The sequence below is a fragment of the Shinella lacus genome (assembly GCF_010994755.1).
GTDB lineage: Bacteria > Pseudomonadota > Alphaproteobacteria > Rhizobiales > Rhizobiaceae > Shinella > Shinella lacus.
This window is the reverse complement of record NZ_WHSB02000017.1, coordinates 103349-125237: the sequence shown is the minus strand read 5'-3', so window position 1 is coordinate 125237 and position 21889 is coordinate 103349. Positions and strand designations below refer to the sequence as shown.

The following is a 21889-nucleotide window of genomic DNA, read 5'->3' as shown; positions in this document are numbered from 1 at the left end:
GAAGGAAGCCATCCGCCCGCCGGCCGGAATGACGCAACGATGATTTTGCACAGACGCAGACAAGGAACCCGGTAATGGCGAGCAAGAAAGCCGCTCAGAAAAGTCTAAGCCTTGCCCCCGTCCTCGATCTCAACGAGGCGACGGCGCTGCATGCACAGCTCATGGGGCTGAAGGGCGGTCCGCTCGTCATCGACGCTTCGGCGGTCGAGCGGGTCGGCGCGCTCTGTGCCCAGGTATTGATGGCTGGCGCCAAGAGCTGGGAGGAGGACAAGCAGCCCTTCACCTTCGCCAAGGTGTCCGAACCTTTCATGAAGACAATGCAACTTATTGGCGTGAATATTGATCACTTGCTGGCACAGGAGGCTAGGCAATGAAGAAAAAAGTACTCACCGTGGATGATTCCCGGACAATTCGAAACATGCTTCTCGTCACCCTCAACAATGCAGGCTTTGAGACCATCCAGGCCGAAGACGGCATCGAGGGCCTCGAAGTTCTGGAAAACGCGAACCCGGATGTCATCGTCACCGACATCAACATGCCGCGTCTCGATGGCTTCGGCTTCATCGAGGGCGTTCGCCGCAACGAGAAGTACCGGGCAATCCCGATCCTCGTTCTGACGACCGAAAGCGACGCCGAGAAGAAGAACCGTGCACGCCAGGCCGGCGCCACGGGCTGGATCGTAAAGCCTTTCGACCCGACGAAGCTGATCGACGCAATCGAGCGCGTAACCGCCTAATCCAGGATTTCTCCCGATGGATATGAACGAAATCAAAGAGATTTTCTTCCAGGAGTGCGAGGAGCAACTCGCGGAACTGGAGTCCGGTCTCTTGAAGTTGAACGATGGGGATCGCGACCCGGAGACGGTCAACGCCGTGTTCCGCGCCGTGCATTCGATCAAGGGCGGTGCCGGTGCATTCGGCCTCGATGACCTCGTTTCCTTCGCCCACGTGTTTGAGACGACACTGGATTGCGTTCGATCCAACAAGCTGGAGCCGACCCAGGACGTCCTGAAGGTCATGCTGAAATCCGCCGACGTCTTGGCGGACCTGACCAATGCGGCGCGCGACGGCGGAAGCGTCGACGAGGCGCGCAGCCGCACCCTCATCCGCGAACTGGAAGCGCTGGCGAACGGCGAAGTGCCGGCCGCTGCCGAGGCCCCCGCATCGAAACCTGCGGTCGCTGCTCCCAAGGCGGCCGCGCCGGCGCCGGTTGTCGAAAAGCCGGCGGTCAACGACGAAGGCTTCCAGCCGATCCCCTTCTCCTTCGGCGATTTCGACGAGGAGCCGGCCGATCGCTACGTGCCGACCTGCCAGATCCTCTTCCGCCCGAAGAAGGACCTCTATGCCAAGGGCAATGAAGCGGCCCTGCTGCTGCGTGATCTCTCCCGCCTCGGCGAGATGAGCATCTATTGCGACATGGATAGCCTGCCGCCGCTCGACAAGATGAACCCGGAGGAAGCCTATTTCTCCTGGAAGATCTCGGTGACGACAGACAAGGGCGAGGACGGCGTGCGCACCGTCTTCGAATTCGCCGAGTGGGATTGCGATCTCGACATCCGCACTATCGAAGAAGAAGTCGTCGGCGAGGCAGCGAACGAGGAAGAGCTGCCGATGCAGCCGGTGCCGTTCGACCTGTCGATCCTCGACGAGGGCGGTTCGACCGGCTCCGACGAAGAGCCGGCCGTCATTGAAAGCGACGCGGCTGCCGCCGTTGCCGCCGCTGAAACCGTCAGCAAGGTGGCGCAGGTCGCAAGCCGCGCCGCGGAAAATGCCAAGGCCGCGGCTTCCGCCGCCAGCGCCGCACAGGCCAACCAGGCCGCCGCCGCAGGCCAGACGATCCGCGTCGATCTCGACCGCGTCGACCGCCTGATCAACCTTGTCGGCGAGCTCGTCATCAACCAGGCGATGCTCTCGCAGAGCGTCGTCGAGAACGACACCAACGGTACGTCCTCCATCAATATGGGCCTCGAAGAGCTGCAACAGCTCACCCGCGAGATCCAGGATTCGGTGATGGCGATCCGCGCGCAGCCGGTGAAGCCGGTCTTCCAGCGCATGGCCCGTACCGTGCGCGAAATCGCCGATATTACCGGCAAGTCGGTCCGCCTCATCACAGAAGGCGAAAACACCGAAGTCGACAAAACCGTCATCGACAAGCTCGCCGAGCCGCTGACGCACATGATCCGCAACGCGGTCGACCATGGCCTGGAAATGCCGGAGAAGCGCGAAGCGCTCGGCAAGAACCCGGAAGGCACCGTTCGCCTGACGGCAAAACACCGCTCCGGCCGCATCGTCATCGAGCTTGCCGACGACGGCGCCGGCATCAACCGCGAGAAGGTGCGCCAGAAGGCGATTGACAACGATCTCATCGCAGCCGACGCCAACCTGTCGGACGAGGAAATCGACAACCTGATCTTCCACGCCGGCTTCTCCACCGCCGACAAGGTTTCCGACCTTTCCGGCCGCGGTGTCGGCATGGACGTGGTCAAGCGGTCGATCCAAGCTCTCGGCGGCCGCATCTCGATCTCGTCCAAGCCGGGCCAGGGCTCCGTCTTCACCATGAGCCTGCCGCTGACGCTGGCCGTCCTCGACGGCATGGTGGTCACGGTTGCCGGCCAGACCCTGGTCGTGCCGCTGACGGCGATCGTCGAGACGCTCCAGCCGGAAGCCTCGGCCATCCACTCCTTCGGCGCCTCGCAGCGCCTCATCTCGATCCGCAACTCCTTCTGCCCGCTGGTGGATGTCGGCCGGATCCTCAACTTCCGCAACACGCAGGCCAATCCGATGGACGGCGTGGCCCTCCTCGTCGAATCGGAAGGCGGCGGCCAGCGTGCCCTCATGGTCGATGCCATCCAGGGCCAGCGCCAGGTCGTCATCAAGAGCCTGGAGGCCAATTACACCCACGTGCCCGGCATCGCCGCTGCCACCATTCTCGGCGACGGCCGCGTGGCCCTCATCCTGGACGTCGATGCGGTGGTCGCCGCGTCGCGCGGCCAGTCGCTCAGACAAGACATCTCGCTCGCTGCAACCGGTTAAGAGACAATGACGTACGCGGCAAACAATCTCACGCACGGACGGGAACTGATCGCCTTCAGGATCGGCGACCAGGAGTTCTGCGTGAACGTGATGTCGGTCCGGGAGATCCGTGGATGGACCCCGGCGACGTCGATGCCGCATGCGCCTTCCTATGTGCTGGGCGTGATCAACCTGCGCGGTGCCGTTCTGCCGATCGTCGACCTGTCGCTGCGCCTCGGCATGAAGCCGGCCGAGCCGACGGTGCGCCACGTCATCATCGTCGCCCAGGTCGGGACGAGGGTGGTGGGTCTGCTGGTCGATGCGGTGTCCGACATCCTGACCGTGACGGACGACAACATGCAGCCGACGCCGGACATCGCCAATGAGGCGGCGAAGGCCTACGCCCGCGGCATCCTCGCCATCGAGGGCCGCATGATCTGCCTCATCGAACTCGATGCCCTGTTCCCGCATACGGAAAGCGAAGCTGCATGACCTATTCCCCGGCCATCGATGCAAGACAGTCTCCGGACGAGTGCCTTGCCAGCGGCGAATACCCGCTGACGCGCAAGGACCTCTCCGAGATTGCGGCCATGATCTATGCGGATGCCGGAATCTACCTCAACGAGACCAAGGCCTCGCTCGTCTATTCGCGCCTGTCGAAGCACATCCGCCAGCTCGGCCTCAAGGGCTTTCGGGAATATTGCGCGCTCGTTTCCTCGCCCGCCGGTGCCGGCCCGCGCAAGGAGATGCTGTCGCACCTGACGACCAACTTCACGCGCTTCTTCCGCGAGAACCATCACTTCGACCATATGAAGAGCGACGTGCTGCCGGACCTGCTGGCGCGCGCCCGCAATGGCGGCCGCGTGCGCATCTGGTCGGCCGCCTGTTCGGATGGCCAGGAGCCCTATTCGATCGCGCTCACCGTGCTGTCGCTGATGCCGAACGCCGCGGACTACGACTTCCGCATCCTCGCGACGGATATCGACCCGAAGATTCTCGCCATCGCCCGCGCCGGCGCCTATGACGCCAATGCGCTCGAAACCGTCAACCCCGCCATGCGCAAGCAGTTCTTCCGCGAGGTGGATGCGGGCGGCCGGCAGAAATGGCAGGTCGACGATCGTGTAAAGCGCCTCATCACCTTCAACGAGCTGAACCTGATGGCGCAATGGCCGTTCAAGGGTCCGTTCGACGTCATCTTCTGCCGCAACGTCGTCATCTATTTCGACGAGCCGACGCAGATGAAGATCTGGTCGCGCTTCGCCGGCATGCTCGGCGACGCCGGCCACCTCTATATCGGCCACTCGGAGCGCGTCTCGGGCGAGGCGAAGAACCAGTTCGATAATATCGGCATCACCACCTACCGCTACACGGGCAAGTACAGGAGGAGCGCATGATGGCACCCGCGCGCGTACTCGTCGTCGACGACTCGCCGACCATGCGCGGCCTGATCACGGCCGTGCTCAATGCAGATCCGGACGTCAACGTCGTCGGCCAGGCCGGCGACGCCATGGAAGCCCGCAACGCGATCAAGCAGCTCAATCCGGACGTCGTGACGCTGGACATCGAGATGCCGAACATGAACGGGCTCGAATTCCTCGACAAGATCATGAAGCTCCGGCCGATGCCGGTCATCATGGTCTCGACGCTGACCCATCGCGGCGCGGAAGCCTCGCTGATGGCGCTGGAAATCGGTGCCTTCGATTGCGTGGGAAAACCGCAGCCGGGCGACGCCCGCCCCTTCGGCGACCTTGCCGAAAAGGTAAAGGCCGCTGCCCGCTCGCAGCGCCGCCAGATCCGCACGGATGTGCCGCCGCTGGCGCCGACCGCCGCAAACGTCAACCCGGCCGTCAGCTACAAGCCCGGCCGCCGGGTCGTCGCCATCGGCGCCTCGACGGGCGGCGTGGAAGCGCTGATCGCGGTCTTGCAGAAGTTCCCGGTCAATTGCCCGCCGACCGTCATCACCCAGCATATGCCGCCGTCCTTCACCAAGAGCTTTGCCGACCGGTTGCACCGGCTCTGCGGGCCCGTGGTGCAGGAAGCGACAGACGGTGCCCGCCTGGAGATCGGCAAGATCTACCTGGCGCCCGGCGGCGAACGTCATCTCCAGGTCTCCAACCCGCATGCACCCTGCTGCCGGTTGGTGGAACGGGATCCGGTCAACGGCCATCGCCCTTCGGTGGATGTGCTGTTTGATTCGGTGGCCGAACTTGCCGGCCGCAATGCGGTCGGCGTCATCCTGACCGGCATGGGCCGGGACGGGGCAAGCGGCCTGTTGAAAATGCGCCATGCAGGGGCGCGGACCATCGGTCAGAATGAAAAAACCTGCGTCGTATATGGAATGCCGAGAGTGGCTTTCGAGCTGGGCGCCGTAGAACACCAGTTTCCGCTCTCCTCCATTGGGGAGGAAATCTTGAAGATCACTGCGGCCCGTAGAGAAGGGAGCGAATAATGTCTATCGCTGAAAAAATCAAAGTCCTCATCGTCGATGATCAGGTGACCAGTCGCCTGCTGCTGGGTGATGCCCTGCAGCAACTCGGCTTCAAGCAGATCACGGCAGCCGGTGATGGTGCGCAGGGCATGGCCATCATGGCCCAGCAGCCGCACCATCTCGTGATCTCCGACTTCAACATGCCGAAGATGGACGGGATCGAGTTCCTTCAGGCGGTGCGGTCCAACCCCACCACCAAGAAGGCGGCCTTCATCATCCTCACCGCACAGGGCGACCGTGCCCTGGTGCAGAAGGCGGCGGCACTCGGTGCCAACAACGTTCTCGCCAAGCCGTTCACCATCGAAAAGATGAAGGCGGCCATCGAAGCCGTGTTCGGGGCATTGAAATGATAGCAGACGCCGGGACGCGCCGCGTCCATGTCATCCAGGGAGAATACAAGGTCCTCAACGATCCGAATGTGGTGCTCACCACCATTCTCGGCTCGTGCGTGGCCGCCTGCATGCGCGACCCGGTCATTGGCGTCGGCGGTATGAACCATTTCCTGCTGCCGGGCTCGGCCGAGGCGATGGCCTCGGGCGGCGACGCCACGCGCTACGGCGTGCACCTGATGGAACTGTTGATCAACGGCCTTTTGAAGCAGGGCGCGCGCCGCGACCGGCTGGAGGCGAAAATCTTTGGAGGCGCGAAGACGATCGCGCGCTTCTCCAATGTCGGCGAGCAGAACGCGCTGTTCGCCCGGCAGTTCCTGATGGACGAAGGCATCAAGGTCGTCGGTGAAAGCACCGGCGGCGAGCATGGGCGCAAGCTGGAATACTGGCCGTCGAGCGGCCGGGCCAGGCAATATGCGCTGACAGGGGTGGAGACGCAGAAGACGGTGGCGCTGGAGCAGCGGCCCGTACCCGTCGCCAGGCCTGTCGAAAGCTCGATCGAATTCTTCTGACCGGGCAATCGCACCCCAAGGAAGCGAACAGGGTATAAAAAGGGTCACCCATGCAAGCCGAGTATCTGAGTGCAGCGACTGCCATGGAGGAAGCCCTTCCGGATGTCCTGATGCGAATCGTGTCCGAACTGCACGATGTCGCCTACCTGATCGAACGTATCGAGCCGCAGCTGGCCGCCGTGCATGGCGAAACCGCAGCGAACGCCATGGAGCGCATGATGGTGCTGCAAGGCATCGACCTTGCCGTCCAGAAGACGCGCGGCCTCGCCGAGTTCATCGACACGATCACCGCAAGCATTCCAGAGAACTGGATCGTAGACGTCACGACGGCGCTCAATCTGGTGAAGCTTGCCGATATGCAGAAGGCGCTGAGCAACGGAATGCGCCACGGCCATTCCCAGCCGATCGGCAAGGCAGTCGGCGATTTCGAGGCTTTCTAGCCGATTCCACACTATAATCAGTGAGTTTGGCGGCGCCCCTGTGGCGCCGTCTTGCGTTGTGCGGGCACGCTCCAGTGCGCCGCAACGAAATGCTCGCGCAAGTTTCGCCGGCTAGTCTCCATGTCGGGTCAGTTAGATCCAGGTATTCCATGGGGCAGGCGGTGCGTGCGGAAATGCGCCGGTTTCGTCCCACGAGATTGAAAATGCGTCTGATAACGCCGGCATGTTGCCCGGTGTCCAGGCGACTAGTCCGTGCGGGAACAGAATGAATCTGTTGGAACAGTTGACGAAAGTCTACAAGAACCTGGCTTCGCTAGGGCAGGCGAAGCTCGCGATGCTGGCGGGAGCCGCCATCGTCTCGATCGGTCTGGTGCTTGCCGCCGGAATCCTGGTTAACAAACCCGCTTACGAGACACTCTATGTCGGTCTGGAAAAGACCGACGTGAACCAGATCAGCCTGGCGCTCGCCGAAGCCAATATCGATTTCAACACCGGAACGGACGGCGGCAGCATCGAGGTGCCGGTCGGGCAGACGGGCAAGGCGCGGCTTTATCTCGCCGAGCGCGGCCTGCCGAGCAGCGCCAATTCCGGCTACGAACTCTTCGACAAGGTCGGATCGCTCGGCCTCACCTCCTTCATGCAGGAAGTGACGCGTGTCCGCGCACTCGAAGGCGAAATCGCCCGCACCATCCAGCAGATCAGCGGCATCGCCGCAGCCCGCGTGCACATCGTCATGCCGGAGCGCGGCAATTTCCGCAAAGCGGAGCAGGTGCCGACCGCCTCCGTGATGATCCGCGCCAGCGCGCAGATCGGCCGTGAATCGGCCGGCGCGATCCGCCATCTGGTCGCGGCTTCCGTGCCGGGCCTGGAAGTCGACGGCGTCACCATCCTCGACTCCGCCGGCCAGCTTCTCGCCTCCGGCGACGATGCGGAGAACGGCGCAGTCAACCGCTCGCTGACGGCCGTACAGACCGTGCAGAGCGAAGTCGAACGCAATATCGAAAAAGCGCTCGCACCCTTCCTTGGCATGGACAATTTCCGCGCCAGCGTTACAGCCTCGCTCAACACGGACTCGCAGCAGATCCAGGAGACGGTCTACGACCCGGAATCCCGCGTCGAGCGCTCGGTCCGCGTCACGCGAGAAACCCAGAAGTCTCAGCAGCAGGCCGACAATAAGGCCGCGACCGTCGAGCAGAACATTCCCCAGGGCGGCCCCGAGGGCGACGCTAACGGCCAGAAATCGAGCGACGAAGCGGACAAGAAGGAAGAGCAGACCAACTACGAGATCAACAGCAAGACCGTCGCCACCGTGCGCAGCGGCTTTGCGGTCGAGAAGCTGTCTGTCGCCGTCGTCGTCAACCGCGCCCGTATCGCGGCCATGGTTGGCGAGCCTGCCGACCAGGCGAAAATCGATGCCTACATCGCCGACATGCAGAAGATCGTCTCTTCAGCCGCTGGCCTCAGCACCGACCGCGGCGACATTGTGACGATCAACGCCATGGAATTCCTCGACCACCAGCTCCTCGACGAGGCTGTGGCAGGTCCGGGCATCATGGAAGTGCTGACGCGCAATCTCGGCGGCATCATCAATGCGCTGGCCTTCCTTGGCGTCGCCATCGTGGTGGTCTGGTTCGGCCTTCGCCCGGCGGTCCGCTCGGTCACCGGCGGCGGTGCCTCGGCCAATGCGCTGGAAAGCGATGCGGCCGGCCTCGAACTGCCCGACTTCTCGCCGGTGGCGGGTGTCGGCGGCCCCGGTGCCACCCTCATGGACGGCTTCGGCGCGGACTTCGGCTTCGACAGCACGGACGACCTGCTCAATGCCGGCGACGACGGCGACGGCACCTTCAACCGCCGCGTCAAGGAAGGCCCGGAACGCCGCCTCGGCCGCATGGTCGAGATCAGCGAGGAACGCGCTGCCAAGATCCTGCGCAAGTGGGCGGTCGACAAGGAAGCGGCCTGACGGCTCCAAAATCTCGAAATGGCATAGGGCGCGGTCGGCAACGACCGCGCCCTTGCTTTTGCGGATGACAAAACGGCGACGTTGATTTGCCAATTCGTGTCGCATTTCGGCAACGCTCGCCTGGCCGATCCGCGCAATTTTTTCGCTGGCGGAGTCACTTCCCGCCACGCCGATTCCGCACGCCGTCGATGCTCGCAAAAAGTTTATGATCTTTATGGTTGTGATTTGTATTATTTATTCACAATCGTGAATCGAATTAGCGCCCACTTTCAAGCGGCTACCCGATTGCGGCAAATGAATATTGTATGGTTAACAATCACTTACCTCTAGCTCATCGGCGAGATTAGGCGCTTCGTGAGCCGGCAAATCACCCGTTTCGAATCGACTCACGGAAGCCGGCAAAAGTAAATCCCGAGAAGATGGCGGTGGTTTTTAGCGATGGCCGATGTACACTTTAGTCACTGATTCGCTTGGTGATTCTCGCCGATGCGGCCTGACCGGGGGAAGTTCGGACGGTTCCGAACTTTTGGCGGGAAGGAGGCGGGAATGTCCGTTCTGAATCGGAACAGGGGGCTATCATGGAAACGATCCGGTCGGATGTCGCGGCCTGGGAATCCTATGGATTCTCCGCCGAGTCAGGTGAGCGTAAGAGTGCGCGTGAGCTTCTGATTCAACACCTCGGACGCTGCGCCAGCCGCGCGGGCCTGTCCACCGGTCTGAGAGCGCTGACGGACTATGTCAGCGCGTCCCACTACCTTCTCGTCCGCCACGATGTCTCGCCCGAAGCCGGGCTCGAAACCGTCGTGGCCTCGGACTGGCCGTTCGACATGGTGCGCTCCATCGCGGGCTCCGTGCTTGCCAGCCAGTCCCGCATGAGCGAACTCGACAAGTGCCTCGGGCTGTTGAAGCCCTGCTTCCACCACCTCGCCGAGGGCGCCCCGGTGCCGAAAGGCGTCAGCCGCGAATATTGCGTCATCGCCTTCCATGTCGGCCGGGCGCGCATGTCGCTGCTGCTGCTCTTCCCGGAGCATTTCATCCTCTCCCAGAGCAAGCTGCGCGATGTCGGCGTCATGACCGGCTATTTCGCCAGCGTCTGCTGCAAGGGCGCGATCCTCCGACAGGATCGCGAGATGGAGCTGACGGAACGCGAGATCGAGTGCCTCTACTGGATCGCCGAAGGCAAGACGAGCGACGAGATCGCCGTCATCCTCGGCATCTCACGCAACACGATCAACAACTACATCACCAGCGTGATGCGCAAGACCGCGACCAAGACGCGGTCCGAGGCAATCGCCTGGGCCGTTCGCAACAGCCTGGTCTGAGGAGGGCATCATGGACATCCAGCTTTCCGCCCCCACGGCCATCGAGACGGAAATCCGCCTTGCGCGCCCGCCGAAGGCGGCCCGCGCCTCCGATTTCGTCTCCCGCCTGCAGGTGATGCAGACGATCATCGGCGCCGAGCACTTCGCAGTGCTTCGCCTCAGTGGCCACGGCCTGCCGTCGGCGCGCAAGCTGACGCTCTCGCTGCACAACTGGGCGCAGGATGTCGACGGCAACGCCCGGGCGCTGATCGAAGCCTACGGCCCCGCCATGCTCGCCCATCTCGAAGCGTCCATGCTGCCGCTGATCTGGGAAGGGGCCGGCGACAACCAGTTCGCCGAATCGGGCGCAGAGCCTTTCACGACACGCCTCCCGCCGCGGCTGCTCGCCTGGTCGGGCATCGCATTCCCCATTCGCCTTGGCGCGCATGGCAATGGCTATGTCGTCTTCGTGGGGCCGTTCATCGCGCCTTCCAGCGACCTCATCGTCGACATGCACATGAAGAGCTGCCAGGTGCTGATCGACATGCTGGCCTGCGAGGAAAAGAAGCTCGCACCCTCCGAAGCGCTCAGCGAACGCGAGATCGCCTGCCTCCAGATGGCCGGCGACGGCTGCATCTCGGAGGCGATCGCGGAAAAGATGGGGCTTTCGGTGCACACCGTGAACGCCTATCTCGGCACCGCCACGACGAAGCTCGACGCGGTCAACCGCATCCAGGCGATCGCCAAGGCTATCCGCCTCGGCTACATCACCTGACGAGCCTTTTGCCTTAAAGCAATTCCAGCAAAAGTGCGTAGCGGTTTTGCGTCCGGAATTGCGGAAATGCTCTAATGAGCGTGCAGAGCCGGTGGCGCCTTGCCGCCGGATTTCACGTAGCGCGCCTCCTGGAGGCTCTTGCGCAGGAAGGCCGTGTTGTCGTCGGGATCCGCGGACGGATTGTTGAAGGCGACATGGGTGACTTCCACGCCCGCGGTGTCCTTCTGCAACAGAAGCTTCGCATAGACGGTGACGCCCTGCGGGCGCAGTTCCATGTCGAGCGTCACTTCCGGCTCGGTGCCCCAGTCGAGGCTGTAGTCGCCGCCGGCGCCGAAATTCACCGTGCCGGGCAGGAAATACAGCTCCGCCGCCGAGGAGACCAGATCGGCCAGGTTACCGTAGCACTCGAAACGCAACAACGAGACGAGATCGGCGGCGTCGAGCAGTCGGAGCTCTGTGGCGACCGGGCAGATTGCTTCAGCAACAATCTTCTCGCGCTCGGCGGAATAGGTGCATTTTCTCATCGGATCTAGTTTACCCGTCTGGTCTGAGGCGAAGCTGCGTAAACCCGGTGAATCAGCTCTGCCACGGCTTTGTAAAACACCGGCGGAATGACACTATCGACCGAGACTTGCGCAAACATTGAGCGTGCGAGCGGCGGGTCTTCAAAAACGGGTATTCCGTTCTCTTCGGCGATCTCGCGAATCTTCAGCGCGACGAGGTCCTGGCCCTTGGCGACGACCACCGGCGCGTCGCCTTCTTCGCGCACGTAACGCAGGGCGACGGCGAAGTGGGTCGGGTTGGCGATGACGAGGGTCGCGCGCGGCACGGCCGTCATCATGCGCCGGCGGGCGCGGTCGCGCTGGATCGAGCGCATGCGGGCGCGCACGATCGGGTCACCCTGCGACTGCTTCATTTCCTCCTTCACCTCCTGCTTCGTCATCATCAGTTCGGAGAACCAGTGATGGCGCGTCCAGGCGAAGTCGATGCCGGCAATGAGCGCGGTGGCAAACAGGATGATCAGCAGCACCTTGTTGATGTCGGCGGTCATCATCATGATCAACGCCGCCGGCTCGGAGAACATCGTGTCGAGCGAGGCGAAATAATTGCCGCGCATGGCGAGCGCCACGACGAGCGAGACCAGCAGGATCTTGATCAGCGACTTGGCGAATTCGACGAGGCCCTGCTTGCCGAAAAGGCGTCCGAGGCCCTTCACCGGGTTGAGGCGGGAGATCTGCGGCCGCACGCGCTCGAGCACCGGGCTCGGCAGGTTCTGCAACACGGAGGAGGCGATGCCGAACACCATCATCATGATGAGAATGGGCGTCAGAAGCGTTGCGGCCTCCCAGCCGAGATGGCGGAAGATCGCGATCACGTCGGTGCCGGTCTTGAGGTTCCAGGCCTCCGGCTGCTCGAAGAAGTCGCGCAGCGTCTCGTTCATGCGCGCGATGCCGCCCGGCATGAAGAAGACGAGGAAGAGATAGATCGCGAGCGTCGAGGCGAAGATGGTGATTTCACGCGAGAAGGGCGTGTTGCCCTTCTCCATGGCATCACGAATCTTCTTCTCGGTCGGGAGTTCTGTTTTGCTGTCTTTGTCGTCGTCCGACACGTCGCGCTCCCTAAAAGAAACGGCCCGAATCCCCATTCAGGAGATTCGGGCCGGAAGTACGCTCCGCCTGTGGCGTTACGGTGTCAAGCGGGATCAGGCCGCTTCGCGCGCCTGTTCCTTCTCCTTCAACTGGATTTGTCCGGCCGCCGCCAGGCGGATGGCTTCCTGCGTGATCGAGCGGCGGGCGATCGCCACTTCGCGCGGGTTGACGCCCTGGTCGCCGGCAGCGAGATCGGATTCGATCATGCGGCGTTGGCGTGCGCCGATCGAGGAGAGGATCGATTCGCGCAGTTCCATCGTCGAGCCGCGCAGGGCCGCCGTGATGATGTCGCCGGAGACGTCGTTGAACAGCGACACGCGGCTTCTCTGCGGCATGTAGAGCACGTCTTCGAAGAGGAAGATCTTCGGACGAACCTTCTTGACCGATTCGGTGGAGACCGTTTCGAGCGAAGCGAGCATTTCGTCGACCTGCGACTTTTCGAGCTCGTTCATGAGGTCCGCAACCTTGTTCGAACCCATCGAGTTGCGTTCGGCATCGAGTGCATTGATCATCTCGATGACGCGTGCTTCGACGATGACGGTCGCCTTCGGGCTCGCATCCTTGAGGTTGACGGTACGGTTGATGATGTCGGCGCGGTGATCTTCCGGTATCTCCAGCAGCACCTTGGCGCCGAAGGCCGAGGGCATCATGGAGAGGATATAGGCGATGGTCTGCGGGTGCTCGTTGAGCAGGAACTTTGCGACGAAGACCGGATCGGCGTCCTGCAGACGGTCCCAGATCGTCGTCTCGTAGCCCTGGAAGGTGGCGCGGCGGCCGAGCAGGCCGTCGACTTCGTCCGGCGTCAGGCCCTCTTCGAGAATGCCTTCCATCATCTTGGCATTGTCCATGAGGCCGGCGCCCTCGGTGAAGAGGTCTTCGAACTCGTTGACGAGGTCCAGCAATTCATGCGGCGGGATGGCGCGCAAGTTCTGCGCGGAGGCGATGATCGCCTGGAGCTCGCTCTGGGTAAAATACTTCAAGAGCTTGCCGGCAACACCCTTGCCCATGGCCAGAAGCACGGCTGCCGCCTTCTCGACCTGCGATAGCGGTGCGCCGACCGCTGTGGAGGTGCCGAAATTTTCGAAATCCATCATGGATTATCCCCCTGAGACCTGAACCGGTATCAGACCTTGCGTGTACTCTTCACTTCGATGAGCTTGACCCCGAAGCGGGTGTCGTCATTTTCAAGAACGGTGATTTCGCCGCGGCCGATGACACGGCCGTTGACCATGACCTCGACGGGCTCGCCGATGCGGCGGTCGAGCGCGATCGTGGCGCCCTCCGAGAGGTTCATGAGGCTGGAGACCTGCATCTGCGACGAGCCCAGAACGATCTGAAGATCGATCGGGATGTCCATGATGAGGTCCATGTTGGACTGGAGCGCGCTGCCCGGCCGGGCCGCTTCGCCGAGATCGGCGCCAAAATCGGTGCCGCCGCCGAAATCGGATCCGCCGAAGCTCGTGCCGCCGCCGAAATCCGACGTGGCCGCGCCGCCGCCGAAGTCCGAGCTGCCGAAATCGCCGCCGAAAGCGGCGAGCGGGTCGTTGTCGATGGTCGCGGGAAGATCCGAGCCGAAACTGCCGGTAGCATCCTTCTGAAGAACGCCGCGCAGGTCGTCGATCGCCTGCTCCAGTTCCTGGTCGCCCGCGTTGAGGGAAGACGTCATGTCGTCAGCGATGGGTGTTTTCTTCGGTGCCATAAGACCACTATTCCATTCGAAACTTGCCTGAGGCGTGCCACTCGTCAGGCTTCATGCCTAAACTATCCAATGATGTGCTGGAGAAGCTCGTCCTCCGAACCGTAGGTATCCTTGACGCGAACCGTGTAGCGGGCGCCGGAGCGGCCGAACTCGCAGACATAGAGGTTGCGGCCGTTGGCGTTCACGTCGACGCGAACGTCGCCCGTCTCGTTGAAAGGGATGATGTCGCCCGCCTGCAGCCGGCTGATCGTGTCGAGCGTCTGGGCTTCGAGACGAATGCGCGCCTCCAGCGTCACCTTGGAGCGGCGGACCTGCTCGCCGAGCTGTTCGCTCCACTCGACGCGGGTCTTCGCCACATTCGCCGGCTTCGGCGCGGCGATGTTGGATTTCAGGAGAACGCTCTGCGGGACGACGATGTGGAAGGTCGAGAGCACCGGGCCGATACCGACGGCCATGTTGACCATGGCGACGAAGGTGTCGTCCGAGCCGTCGTCGGCAGGCTTGCGCGTCTCCGCATTGTGCGCCGGGCCGAGGAAGGGCTCGAAGCCGTTCGCGCCGTTGACGGCGGTCTTCACCACGCCGGAGATGCGGTCGAACATCATGGCGGCAAGGTCGAGCTCGATCTTGGAGAGCGGCCGCGGCTCGGGATCCTCGATGGAATCGCTGACGGCGCCGAGCATGTTCTCGACGAGCGTGATGATCATCGGGCTGTCGCAGATCAGCGTGAAGCGATCGCACCAGTCGCGCAGCGACGCGTCGCAGAACGCCATCGCGCCGCCGAGGCCTTCCACCAGCGGGCCGTATTTGCCCGTCTCGAAACCCGCATAGGAGACCGCGACCTCGAAACCGAGTTCGCTCTCCAGCATGTCCGGCAGGAACTCGGCGAAGACGTCGCCGAGGCTGGCGCAGAGCTTGGAGATCGTCGCCTGGTCGCCGAGCCGGCCGGTGAGCCGGGCCAGTACGATCGGGTCTAGGGTAGGGGTTTCGCTCACGCTCGCTTCTTTCATGTCTTAGGCCGCCTTCGAACTGCCGCCCGGATTCATCATTTCCTGCTCCACCGCGTCGATCGACGGGCGCTCGTAGGAAGAGATGGTCTTGCGGCCGTATTCCAGCGCCACCTGCGGCACGGAGCCGTTCATGTAGGCGAGCAGCGTCTGCTTGACGATGACGTAGAGGCGGTTCTGCTTTTCGCGCACGACTTTGATGTTGGTGATGATCGGGGTGACGATCGAATAGGACAGGAACACGCCCAGCAGCGTGCCGACGAGGGCCGCCGCGATCTTGCCGCCAAGCACTTCCGGGCTTTCGTTGATGGCGCCCATGGCCTTGATAACGCCGAGAACGGCCGCGACGATGCCGATGGCCGGGAAGGCGTCGCCCATCGTGCTGAGCGCGTGGTAGGGCTTCATCTTGTCGCGGGTGATCGTCTGGATTTCCTCGTCCATCAGCGCCTCGATCTCGTGGCTGCGGGCATTGCCGATGATGATGAGGCGGACATAGTCGCAGATGAAGGCGGTCAGTTCCTTGTTGGCGAGAACCGTCGGCGCGGACTGGAAGATCGGCGACTCGTCCGGATTGTCGATATGCGCCTCGATCTCGTTGCGCGATTTCGTGCGCAGGTCGCGCATCAGGCTGTAGAGCACGCCGAGCGTATCGAGATAATGGCGCTCCTTGGGAACCTTGTGCTTGAAGGCTTCGACGAGCGCGGTTCCGGTCCCTTTGATCACCTTCATCGTGTTCGCCACGATAAAGCCGCCGACGCCGGCGCCGCCGATGATCAGGAGCTCGAAGGGCTGGTTCAGCACCTCCAGGTGCCCGCCCATGGCCATATAGCCGCCAAGGACGCAGCCGAAGGTAACGATTAGACCGATGATAATGTTCATGAGCGCAGGTGTCCCGACACAATTCTGACCCTTGTGGAGATACGGTTCCAGCCTTGCGTGAGGCTGTACCTAACGGCAGGTTTACGGATCAGGTTCGCGCAAGCAAAAACCCGCAGGATCATGGCTCATAACGGGCAATCGTGCCTTCTTGCACCTTGATCGGCGGCCAATCGTGACGACCACCTATACGAGCTACAAGTTGATTACCGCGGATCTCCAGACGTCGCTGTCGCGCGTTCAGGAGCAGCCGGACGTCAAGCGCGAAACGGAATATTACCTCTCCAAGATCGGCAGCATAAAGTCGGTCGATGAATTCTTCGCCGACAGCCGGCTCTATAACTACGTGATGAAGGCCCACGGGCTGGAGGACATGGCCTACGCCAAGGCCTTCATGCGCAAGGTGCTGACGGAAGGCACCGAGGACGAGGCCGCCTTCGCCAACCAGCTCAGCGACACCCGCTACAAGGAGCTGGCCGAATCGCTGAACTTCGCCAAGCACGGCGAGTTCGCCACCGGCTTCGAACGCGCCCAGAAGGGCGTCGTCGACAAATATGCCCGCCAGACGTTGGAAGTCAGCGCCGGCGAGGACAATACCGGCGTGCGCCTGGCGCTCTATTTCGAGCGCATGGCCTCGTCCATCACGTCCGGCTATTCCATTATCGCCGACGATGCGCTGGCCCAGGTCGTGCGCACCGCGCTCCAGCTGCCGGCGGAATTTGCCGGCACCGATATCGACCGGCAGGCCGCCTATTACGAAGAGGCGCTGAACCTCGAAGACTTCAAGGACACCAGCAAGGTCGGCAAGTTCCTCGAACGCTTCACCGCCATGTGGGAGCTGGAAAACCCGTCCGGCAGCTACGATCCGCTGACCGTCTTCCAGTCGTCGAGCCTCACCGGCATTTCGACGGACCTGCTGATTTCCATCAACAACCTGAAACTCGGAGGTCGCTGATCATGCAGACCGGGCTCTATGTATCGCTTTCGTCCCAGCTTGCGCTTGATCGCCGCCTGACGACACTTGCAGACAACGTCGCGAATTCGACGACCGTCGGCTTCCGCGCCACGGAAGTGAAATTCAACCAGGTCGTCAGCGATCAGAAGGTCGCCGACGTCGCCTTCGTCTCGCAGGGCAACGAATTCCTGTCCACCCGCAGCGGCGGCATGACGGAGACCGGCGGCACGCTCGACTTCGCCATCAAGGGCGACGCCTGGTTCCAGGTGGAGACGCCTTCCGGCCCCACGCTCACCCGCGATGGCCGCTTCACGGTGACCGATGCCGGCGAACTGGTGACGCTCAACGGCTATGCGGTGCTCGACGCCGGCGGCGGGCCGATCCAGCTCGATCTCGCCAACGGACCGATCCTGCTCAGCGCCGACGGCCAGCTCAACCAGAACGGCCAGCCCGTCGCGGCCCTCGGCCTGTTCGACGCCGATCTCTCCGGCGGCTTCGTGCGCGCCGGCAACAGCGGCATCATCACCACCATTCCGCCCGAACCGGTCGTCGACCGCATGGATGCCGGCGTGGTGCAGGGTTATGTCGAGGAATCCAACGTCAACGCCATCGGCGAGATGACGCAGCTCATCCAGGTCACGCGCGCCTTCGAAAGCATCGCATCGCTGATGCGCGACAGCGAGGAATCGCTGAAGGAAGCCATCCGCACCTTCGGCGGAAACCGGTAAACGATCATGGCGGCAGAGAAGAGGACGACCAGCGACACCCGTATCCCCGATGGCGGCCGCATGTTGAGCGCGATGGCGGGCCTGGTGCGGCGCTATTCCTCGCCGGAATTTTCCGTCGTGCATGGCGGCCATGTCCAGACAATCGCGTCCGGCAACTATACGGTGAGCGGCCTGTCGCGCCATGTGCGCCTCGGCGAATTCGTCGCGCATCGAAGCCCGACCGGCATCCATCTGGGCGAAGTCGTGCGCGTCGAGCCGGAAACGGTCGTCGTCTGCCCCATCGAGCCGGGCGAGCCGATCGGTATCCACGACACCGTCATCCGCAAGGGCGCCTTCCGCGTCGCACCGGCATCCTCGTGGTGTGGCCGCACGATCAATGCGCTTGGCGAGCCGATCGATGGGCTCGGCCCGCTGGTCCAGGGCGACGTGCGTCGCTCGATCTCCAATTCCGCCCCGCCCTCGATGACCCGCAAGCGCGTCGAAAAAGGGTTCCATACCGGCGTGCGCGCCATCGATATCTTCGCGCCGCTCTGCCTCGGCCAGCGCCTCGGCATCTTCGCCGGCTCCGGCGTTGGTAAGTCGACGCTTCTATCGATGCTTGCCCGCGCGGAAGCGTTTGACAAGGTCGTCATCGCGCTGGTCGGCGAACGTGGCCGTGAAGTGCGTGAATTCATTGAAGATACGCTCGGCGACAATCTCGCGAAATCGGTCGCCGTCGTCGCGACCAGCGACGAGAGCCCGATGCTGCGCAAGATGGCGCCGCTGACCGCCGTAACCATCGCCGAACATTACCGCGACCAGGGCGACAACGTCCTGCTGATCATCGACAGCGTCACGCGCTTTGCACATGCGATCCGCGAAGTGGCGACCGCCTCCGGCGAGCCGCCGATCGCCCGCGGCTATCCCGCCTCCGTTTTCACCGAGCTGCCGCGCCTTCTGGAGCGCGCCGGGCCGGGCGCCGAGGGTGCTGGCACGATCACCGCGATCATCTCGATCCTCGTCGACGGTGACAACCACAACGACCCGATCGCCGACTCGACGCGCGGCATTCTCGACGGCCATATCGTGCTTGAGCGCAGCCTTGCGGAAGAGGGCCGCTATCCGCCGATCAATCCGCTCGCCTCCATCTCGCGCCTCGCCCGCAAGGCCTGGACGCCGGACCAGGAGAAGCTGGTGTCGCGGCTGAAGGCGCTGATCCACCGGTTCGAGGAGACACGGGACCTGCGCCTCATCGGCGGTTATCGCCCGGGTGCCGATGCGGATCTCGACATGGCGATCAAGCAGGTGCCGATCATCTATGAGGTTTTGAAACAGACGCCGGGCGAAAGGCCCGCCGGTGACGCGTTCTCCGACCTTGCGGTCGCGCTGAAGAACGCGGCCGGGCAGGGCGGCGCGCCAGCAACGAGAAGGGGATGACAGTGACGGATTTCGATGCGGACCAGAGTGTTCCGCCGATCAAGCGCATGACGAAGGGGCGTTACAGCACCGGCGACAAGATGCTGGTGGGCACCGGCGTGCTGCTGGCCGCCATGGCCGCTTTCTTTCCGTGGTACGTTTTCCTCAACCCGGATCAGTTTTCGGTTCCCGCACTTTGGGAAGGCAACACCCGCGACCTGCCGGAAACGAAGCCCAAGGAAGTGATGAGTGTCTCGCCTGCCGCGATGGTCGATAACGACGACGATCCGAGCCTGGAAAGCGTCGATCCCGTCTCGACCGCGACCACCGCTGGCGGCAGTGAAAAGGATAAGACGACGCTCGGCGCTCCGGTGGAAACCGGTCTCGACCAGCCGCTGCCCGCCTCGTCCGGCTTCCGGCTGATGCATGTGGCGAACGGCCGGGCGCTGATCGAGGATGCGAGCGGCATGTATATCGTGCGTGTCGGCTCGATCCTGCCGGACAACAGCCGCCTGGCGACGCTGGAACAGCGCGACGGCGCCTGGGTCATCGTCACCTCGAACGGCGACATCGTCAAACGCAACTGACGCGACGGCGGGCCTTCGCCCGCCTTCGATTCGGCCCGTCCGATGAGGGATGCCGGCCGCCCGCTCGCTGTGGCAAGAGCAGCTTGAGCACTTTATTTCCGGGGAATTCAGGGACTTGGCGGTGAAGCTCACCCGGTGCAAGTCCCACGCAAGATTGGCTCCGTAGGTTCGCCTCGAACAAGGATGGAGCTTGTCATGCAACCGATACAACTGTTTGAACTGGCATCGAAACAAGCCGAATGGCTTTCTGTCCGCCAGAGCGTGGTTGCAGGCAACATCGCCAACGCGAACACGCCCGCCTTCAAGGCGAAGGACGTGACCCCCTTCCAGTCGGTGCTCGAAACCACGGGCATCCGCATGGCGGCGACGCAGCCGGGCCATTTCACCGAAACCGAAATGGCAAGCCGCGTCATCGACACCAAGCCCACCGAAGAGATCGGCGTGCAGGAGTCCGGCAACACCGTCGGCCTTGCCGAGGAACTCATGAAAGAGGGCCAGGTCAAGCGTGATTTCGAGTTGAATGCCGGCCTCGTCAAGGCCTTTCATCGCATGATGCTGATGACAGTCAGAAGGTAAAAAATGGATCCGCTCATAGCTTCACTGAAAGTCGCGGCCTCGGGACTTGAGGCGCAATCCACCCGCATCCGTATCGTCTCGGAAAACCTCGCCAACGCCCGCTCCACAGGCGATACGCCGGGTGCCGACCCCTTCCGTCGCAAGACCGTGACCTTCGCGGCCGAGCTCGACCGGGCGACCGGCGCGGCGCTCGTAGAGGTCGAGCGTCTGGGCGTGGACGAAGGCGAATTCTCGACCGAATACGATCCCGGCAATCCGGCGGCCAACGAACAGGGCATCGTCAAGATGCCGAACGTCAACATGCTGGTCGAAATGGCCGACATGCGGGAAGCCAACCGCTCCTATGAAGCCAACCTGCAGAGCATCAAACAATCGCGCGACCTGATCAGCGCGACCATCGACCTCCTGAGGGCATCGCAATGATCGAGAGCATCAAGGGCGTCAATTCGCTCTTCTCCGCCAATCCCCTTTCGGGCGTGACGGAAACGTCGAACCCCGTTTCCGCTGCCGCCGCGCAGGGAACCGCAACCGGAATGAGCTTCGCCCAGGTGATGGGCGACATGGCGACCGACGCGGCCAATTCGCTGAAGCTCAGCGAAACCAAGTCCTTCGAAGCCATCCAGGGCAAGGCCTCGACCCGCGAAGTGGTCGATGCCGTCATGAACGCCGAGCAGTCGCTGCAGACCGCCATCGCCATCCGCGACAAGGTCGTCACCGCCTATCTCGAAGTCGCTAGAATGCAGATCTGAGGACCGGACATGAAAGCCCTTGCCATTGCCGCCACCGGCATGAACGCGCAGCAGACCAATCTCGAAGTGATCGCGAACAACATCGCGAACATCAACACGACGGGCTTCAAGCGCGCCCGCGCCGAGTTCTCCGACCTTCTCTACCAGACGGAGCGCGCCGCCGGCGTGCCGAACCGCGCCAACCAGTCGGTGGTGCCGGAAGGCGCCATCGTCGGCCTCGGCGTCAAGACCGCTGCGGTGCGCAACCTGCACCTCCAGGGCGGCCTTACCAGCACCGGCAACTCCTTCGACCTCGCGCTGATCGGCCGCGGCTGGTTCCAGATCGAGGCGGCGGACGGCACCACGCTCTACACCCGCGCCGGCGCCTTCAACACCAATGCCGACGGCCAGCTCGTGACGCTGGACGGCTACACGGTCGTGCCGGGCATCAACGTTCCGGCCGACGCGACGGAAGTCACCGTCAGCAAGTCCGGCCAGGTCTATGCCACCGTCGCCGGTGACCAGCAGGAACTCGGCCAGATCACGCTGGCGAACTTCGTCAACGAGGCCGGCCTTGAGCCGCTCGGCGAAAACCTCTTCCGCGAAACCGCAGCCTCCGGCCCGGCCAATGTCGGCGCCCCGGACGAAGCGGGCTTCGCCTATATCCAGCAGAACTACCTGGAAGCCTCGAACGTCGATCCGGTCAAGGAAATCACCGACCTGATCTCCGCCCAGCGCGCCTATGAGATGAACTCCAAGATCATCCAGGCGGCGGACGAAATGGCGGCCGTGGTCAGCAAGAACCTGAGATAACAA

General features: G+C 63.0%; 26 protein-coding genes. 20 read left to right on the top strand and 6 right to left on the bottom strand.

What is annotated here, in order from left to right; all coding sequences use genetic code 11:
• Positions 1-74: 74 nt before the first annotated feature.
• From GB927_RS29335 to visR, 12 genes are all read left to right on the top strand, one after another.
• A complete protein-coding gene (locus GB927_RS29335; RefSeq protein ID WP_134649657.1) occupies positions 75-374 on the top strand; it encodes an STAS domain-containing protein in 300 nt (99 codons plus the stop codon).
• The gene (gene cheY1, locus GB927_RS29330; protein WP_069059983.1) at positions 371-736 is read left to right on the top strand and encodes a chemotaxis response regulator CheY1; all 366 of its coding nucleotides are present in this window, start codon (positions 371-373) and stop codon (positions 734-736) included. Before GB927_RS29335 ends, cheY1 begins: the two co-directional genes overlap by 4 nt.
• A gap of 16 nt (positions 737-752) precedes the next feature.
• Positions 753-3032 carry a chemotaxis protein CheA gene (locus GB927_RS29325; RefSeq protein ID WP_256120764.1) on the top strand — a complete coding sequence of 760 codons (2280 nt, stop codon included), beginning with the start codon at positions 753-755 and terminating at the stop codon, positions 3030-3032.
• A gap of 6 nt (positions 3033-3038) precedes the next feature.
• Positions 3039-3503, top strand: coding sequence for a chemotaxis protein CheW (locus GB927_RS29320; RefSeq protein WP_256120763.1), 465 nt, complete (start codon positions 3039-3041; stop codon positions 3501-3503).
• Positions 3500-4405: a protein-glutamate O-methyltransferase CheR gene (cheR, locus tag GB927_RS29315; protein WP_256120762.1), complete on the top strand. Its 906-nt coding sequence runs from the start codon at positions 3500-3502 to the stop codon at positions 4403-4405. The genes GB927_RS29320 and cheR overlap by 4 nt, the downstream gene beginning before the upstream one ends.
• Positions 4402-5460 (top strand): protein-glutamate O-methylesterase CheB, encoded by a 1059-nt coding sequence (gene cheB, locus GB927_RS29310; protein ID WP_256120761.1) that lies wholly within the window; start codon positions 4402-4404, stop codon positions 5458-5460. The genes cheR and cheB overlap by 4 nt, the downstream gene beginning before the upstream one ends.
• Positions 5460-5849 carry a response regulator gene (locus GB927_RS29305; protein WP_069059978.1) on the top strand — a complete coding sequence of 130 codons (390 nt, stop codon included), beginning with the start codon at positions 5460-5462 and terminating at the stop codon, positions 5847-5849. Before cheB ends, GB927_RS29305 begins: the two co-directional genes overlap by 1 nt.
• Complete coding sequence (gene cheD, locus GB927_RS29300) at positions 5846-6400, top strand: chemoreceptor glutamine deamidase CheD (RefSeq protein ID WP_256120760.1); 555 nt, start codon at positions 5846-5848, stop codon at positions 6398-6400. The genes GB927_RS29305 and cheD overlap by 4 nt, the downstream gene beginning before the upstream one ends.
• 50 nt (positions 6401-6450) lie before the next feature.
• Positions 6451-6840 carry a chemotaxis protein CheT gene (cheT, locus tag GB927_RS29295; protein WP_256120759.1) on the top strand — a complete coding sequence of 130 codons (390 nt, stop codon included), beginning with the start codon at positions 6451-6453 and terminating at the stop codon, positions 6838-6840.
• A gap of 265 nt (positions 6841-7105) precedes the next feature.
• The gene (gene fliF / locus GB927_RS29290; RefSeq protein ID WP_256120758.1) at positions 7106-8800 is read left to right on the top strand and encodes a flagellar basal-body MS-ring/collar protein FliF; all 1695 of its coding nucleotides are present in this window, start codon (positions 7106-7108) and stop codon (positions 8798-8800) included.
• Between the two features lie 578 nt (positions 8801-9378).
• On the top strand, positions 9379-10122 hold the full coding sequence (visN, locus tag GB927_RS29285) for a transcriptional regulator VisN (protein ID WP_256120757.1): 744 nt from the start codon (positions 9379-9381) through the stop codon (positions 10120-10122).
• A 10-nt stretch (positions 10123-10132) separates the two neighbouring features.
• On the top strand, positions 10133-10876 hold the full coding sequence (gene visR, locus GB927_RS29280) for a transcriptional regulator VisR (protein ID WP_256120756.1): 744 nt from the start codon (positions 10133-10135) through the stop codon (positions 10874-10876).
• A gap of 71 nt (positions 10877-10947) precedes the next feature.
• On the opposite strand, the gene GB927_RS29275 is transcribed toward visR, so the two are convergent.
• The 6 genes from GB927_RS29275 to motA form a co-directional block, all read right to left on the bottom strand.
• Complete coding sequence (locus GB927_RS29275; protein ID WP_256120754.1) at positions 10948-11400, bottom strand: BspJ family T4SS effector nucleomodulin; 453 nt, start codon at positions 11398-11400, stop codon at positions 10948-10950.
• Positions 11401-11405: 5 nt separating this feature from the next.
• Positions 11406-12521, bottom strand: a complete 1116-nt coding sequence (gene flhB, locus GB927_RS29270; protein ID WP_256120753.1) for a flagellar biosynthesis protein FlhB — start codon at positions 12519-12521, stop codon at positions 11406-11408.
• Between the two features lie 57 nt (positions 12522-12578).
• Positions 12579-13619 carry a flagellar motor switch protein FliG gene (fliG, locus tag GB927_RS29265; RefSeq protein WP_256120752.1) on the bottom strand — a complete coding sequence of 347 codons (1041 nt, stop codon included), beginning with the start codon at positions 13617-13619 and terminating at the stop codon, positions 12579-12581.
• A gap of 29 nt (positions 13620-13648) precedes the next feature.
• Positions 13649-14224 (bottom strand): flagellar motor switch protein FliN, encoded by a 576-nt coding sequence (gene fliN, locus GB927_RS29260; protein ID WP_256120751.1) that lies wholly within the window; start codon positions 14222-14224, stop codon positions 13649-13651.
• Positions 14225-14286: 62 nt separating this feature from the next.
• Positions 14287-15231 carry a FliM/FliN family flagellar motor switch protein gene (locus GB927_RS29255; protein ID WP_439655543.1) on the bottom strand — a complete coding sequence of 315 codons (945 nt, stop codon included), beginning with the start codon at positions 15229-15231 and terminating at the stop codon, positions 14287-14289.
• A gap of 3 nt (positions 15232-15234) precedes the next feature.
• Positions 15235-16107 carry a flagellar motor stator protein MotA gene (motA, locus tag GB927_RS29250; protein ID WP_256120749.1) on the bottom strand — a complete coding sequence of 291 codons (873 nt, stop codon included), beginning with the start codon at positions 16105-16107 and terminating at the stop codon, positions 15235-15237.
• Positions 16108-16279: 172 nt separating this feature from the next.
• Between motA and GB927_RS29245 the strand changes: the two genes are divergently transcribed.
• The 8 genes from GB927_RS29245 (at position 16280) to flgG (ending at position 21886) form a co-directional block, all read left to right on the top strand.
• Positions 16280-17059, top strand: coding sequence for a DUF1217 domain-containing protein (locus tag GB927_RS29245; RefSeq protein ID WP_256120748.1), 780 nt, complete (start codon positions 16280-16282; stop codon positions 17057-17059).
• A gap of 2 nt (positions 17060-17061) precedes the next feature.
• Positions 17062-17787 carry a flagellar basal-body rod protein FlgF gene (gene flgF / locus GB927_RS29240; RefSeq protein ID WP_256120747.1) on the top strand — a complete coding sequence of 242 codons (726 nt, stop codon included), beginning with the start codon at positions 17062-17064 and terminating at the stop codon, positions 17785-17787.
• Between the two features lie 6 nt (positions 17788-17793).
• Positions 17794-19203, top strand: a complete 1410-nt coding sequence (fliI, locus tag GB927_RS29235; protein WP_256120746.1) for a flagellar protein export ATPase FliI — start codon at positions 17794-17796, stop codon at positions 19201-19203.
• On the top strand, positions 19200-19769 hold the full coding sequence (locus GB927_RS29230) for a flagellar protein (protein ID WP_256120745.1): 570 nt from the start codon (positions 19200-19202) through the stop codon (positions 19767-19769). Before fliI ends, GB927_RS29230 begins: the two co-directional genes overlap by 4 nt.
• 195 nt (positions 19770-19964) lie before the next feature.
• The gene (flgB, locus tag GB927_RS29225; protein ID WP_256120744.1) at positions 19965-20345 is read left to right on the top strand and encodes a flagellar basal body rod protein FlgB; all 381 of its coding nucleotides are present in this window, start codon (positions 19965-19967) and stop codon (positions 20343-20345) included.
• A gap of 3 nt (positions 20346-20348) precedes the next feature.
• The gene (gene flgC, locus GB927_RS29220; protein ID WP_256120743.1) at positions 20349-20768 is read left to right on the top strand and encodes a flagellar basal body rod protein FlgC; all 420 of its coding nucleotides are present in this window, start codon (positions 20349-20351) and stop codon (positions 20766-20768) included.
• Positions 20765-21094: a flagellar hook-basal body complex protein FliE gene (gene fliE / locus GB927_RS29215; RefSeq protein WP_256120742.1), complete on the top strand. Its 330-nt coding sequence runs from the start codon at positions 20765-20767 to the stop codon at positions 21092-21094. The genes flgC and fliE overlap by 4 nt, the downstream gene beginning before the upstream one ends.
• A 9-nt stretch (positions 21095-21103) precedes the next feature.
• Entirely contained in the window at positions 21104-21886 is a 783-nt protein-coding gene (gene flgG / locus GB927_RS29210) for a flagellar basal-body rod protein FlgG (protein WP_256120741.1), read from the top strand.
• The last annotated feature ends 3 nt before the right edge of the window (positions 21887-21889 follow it).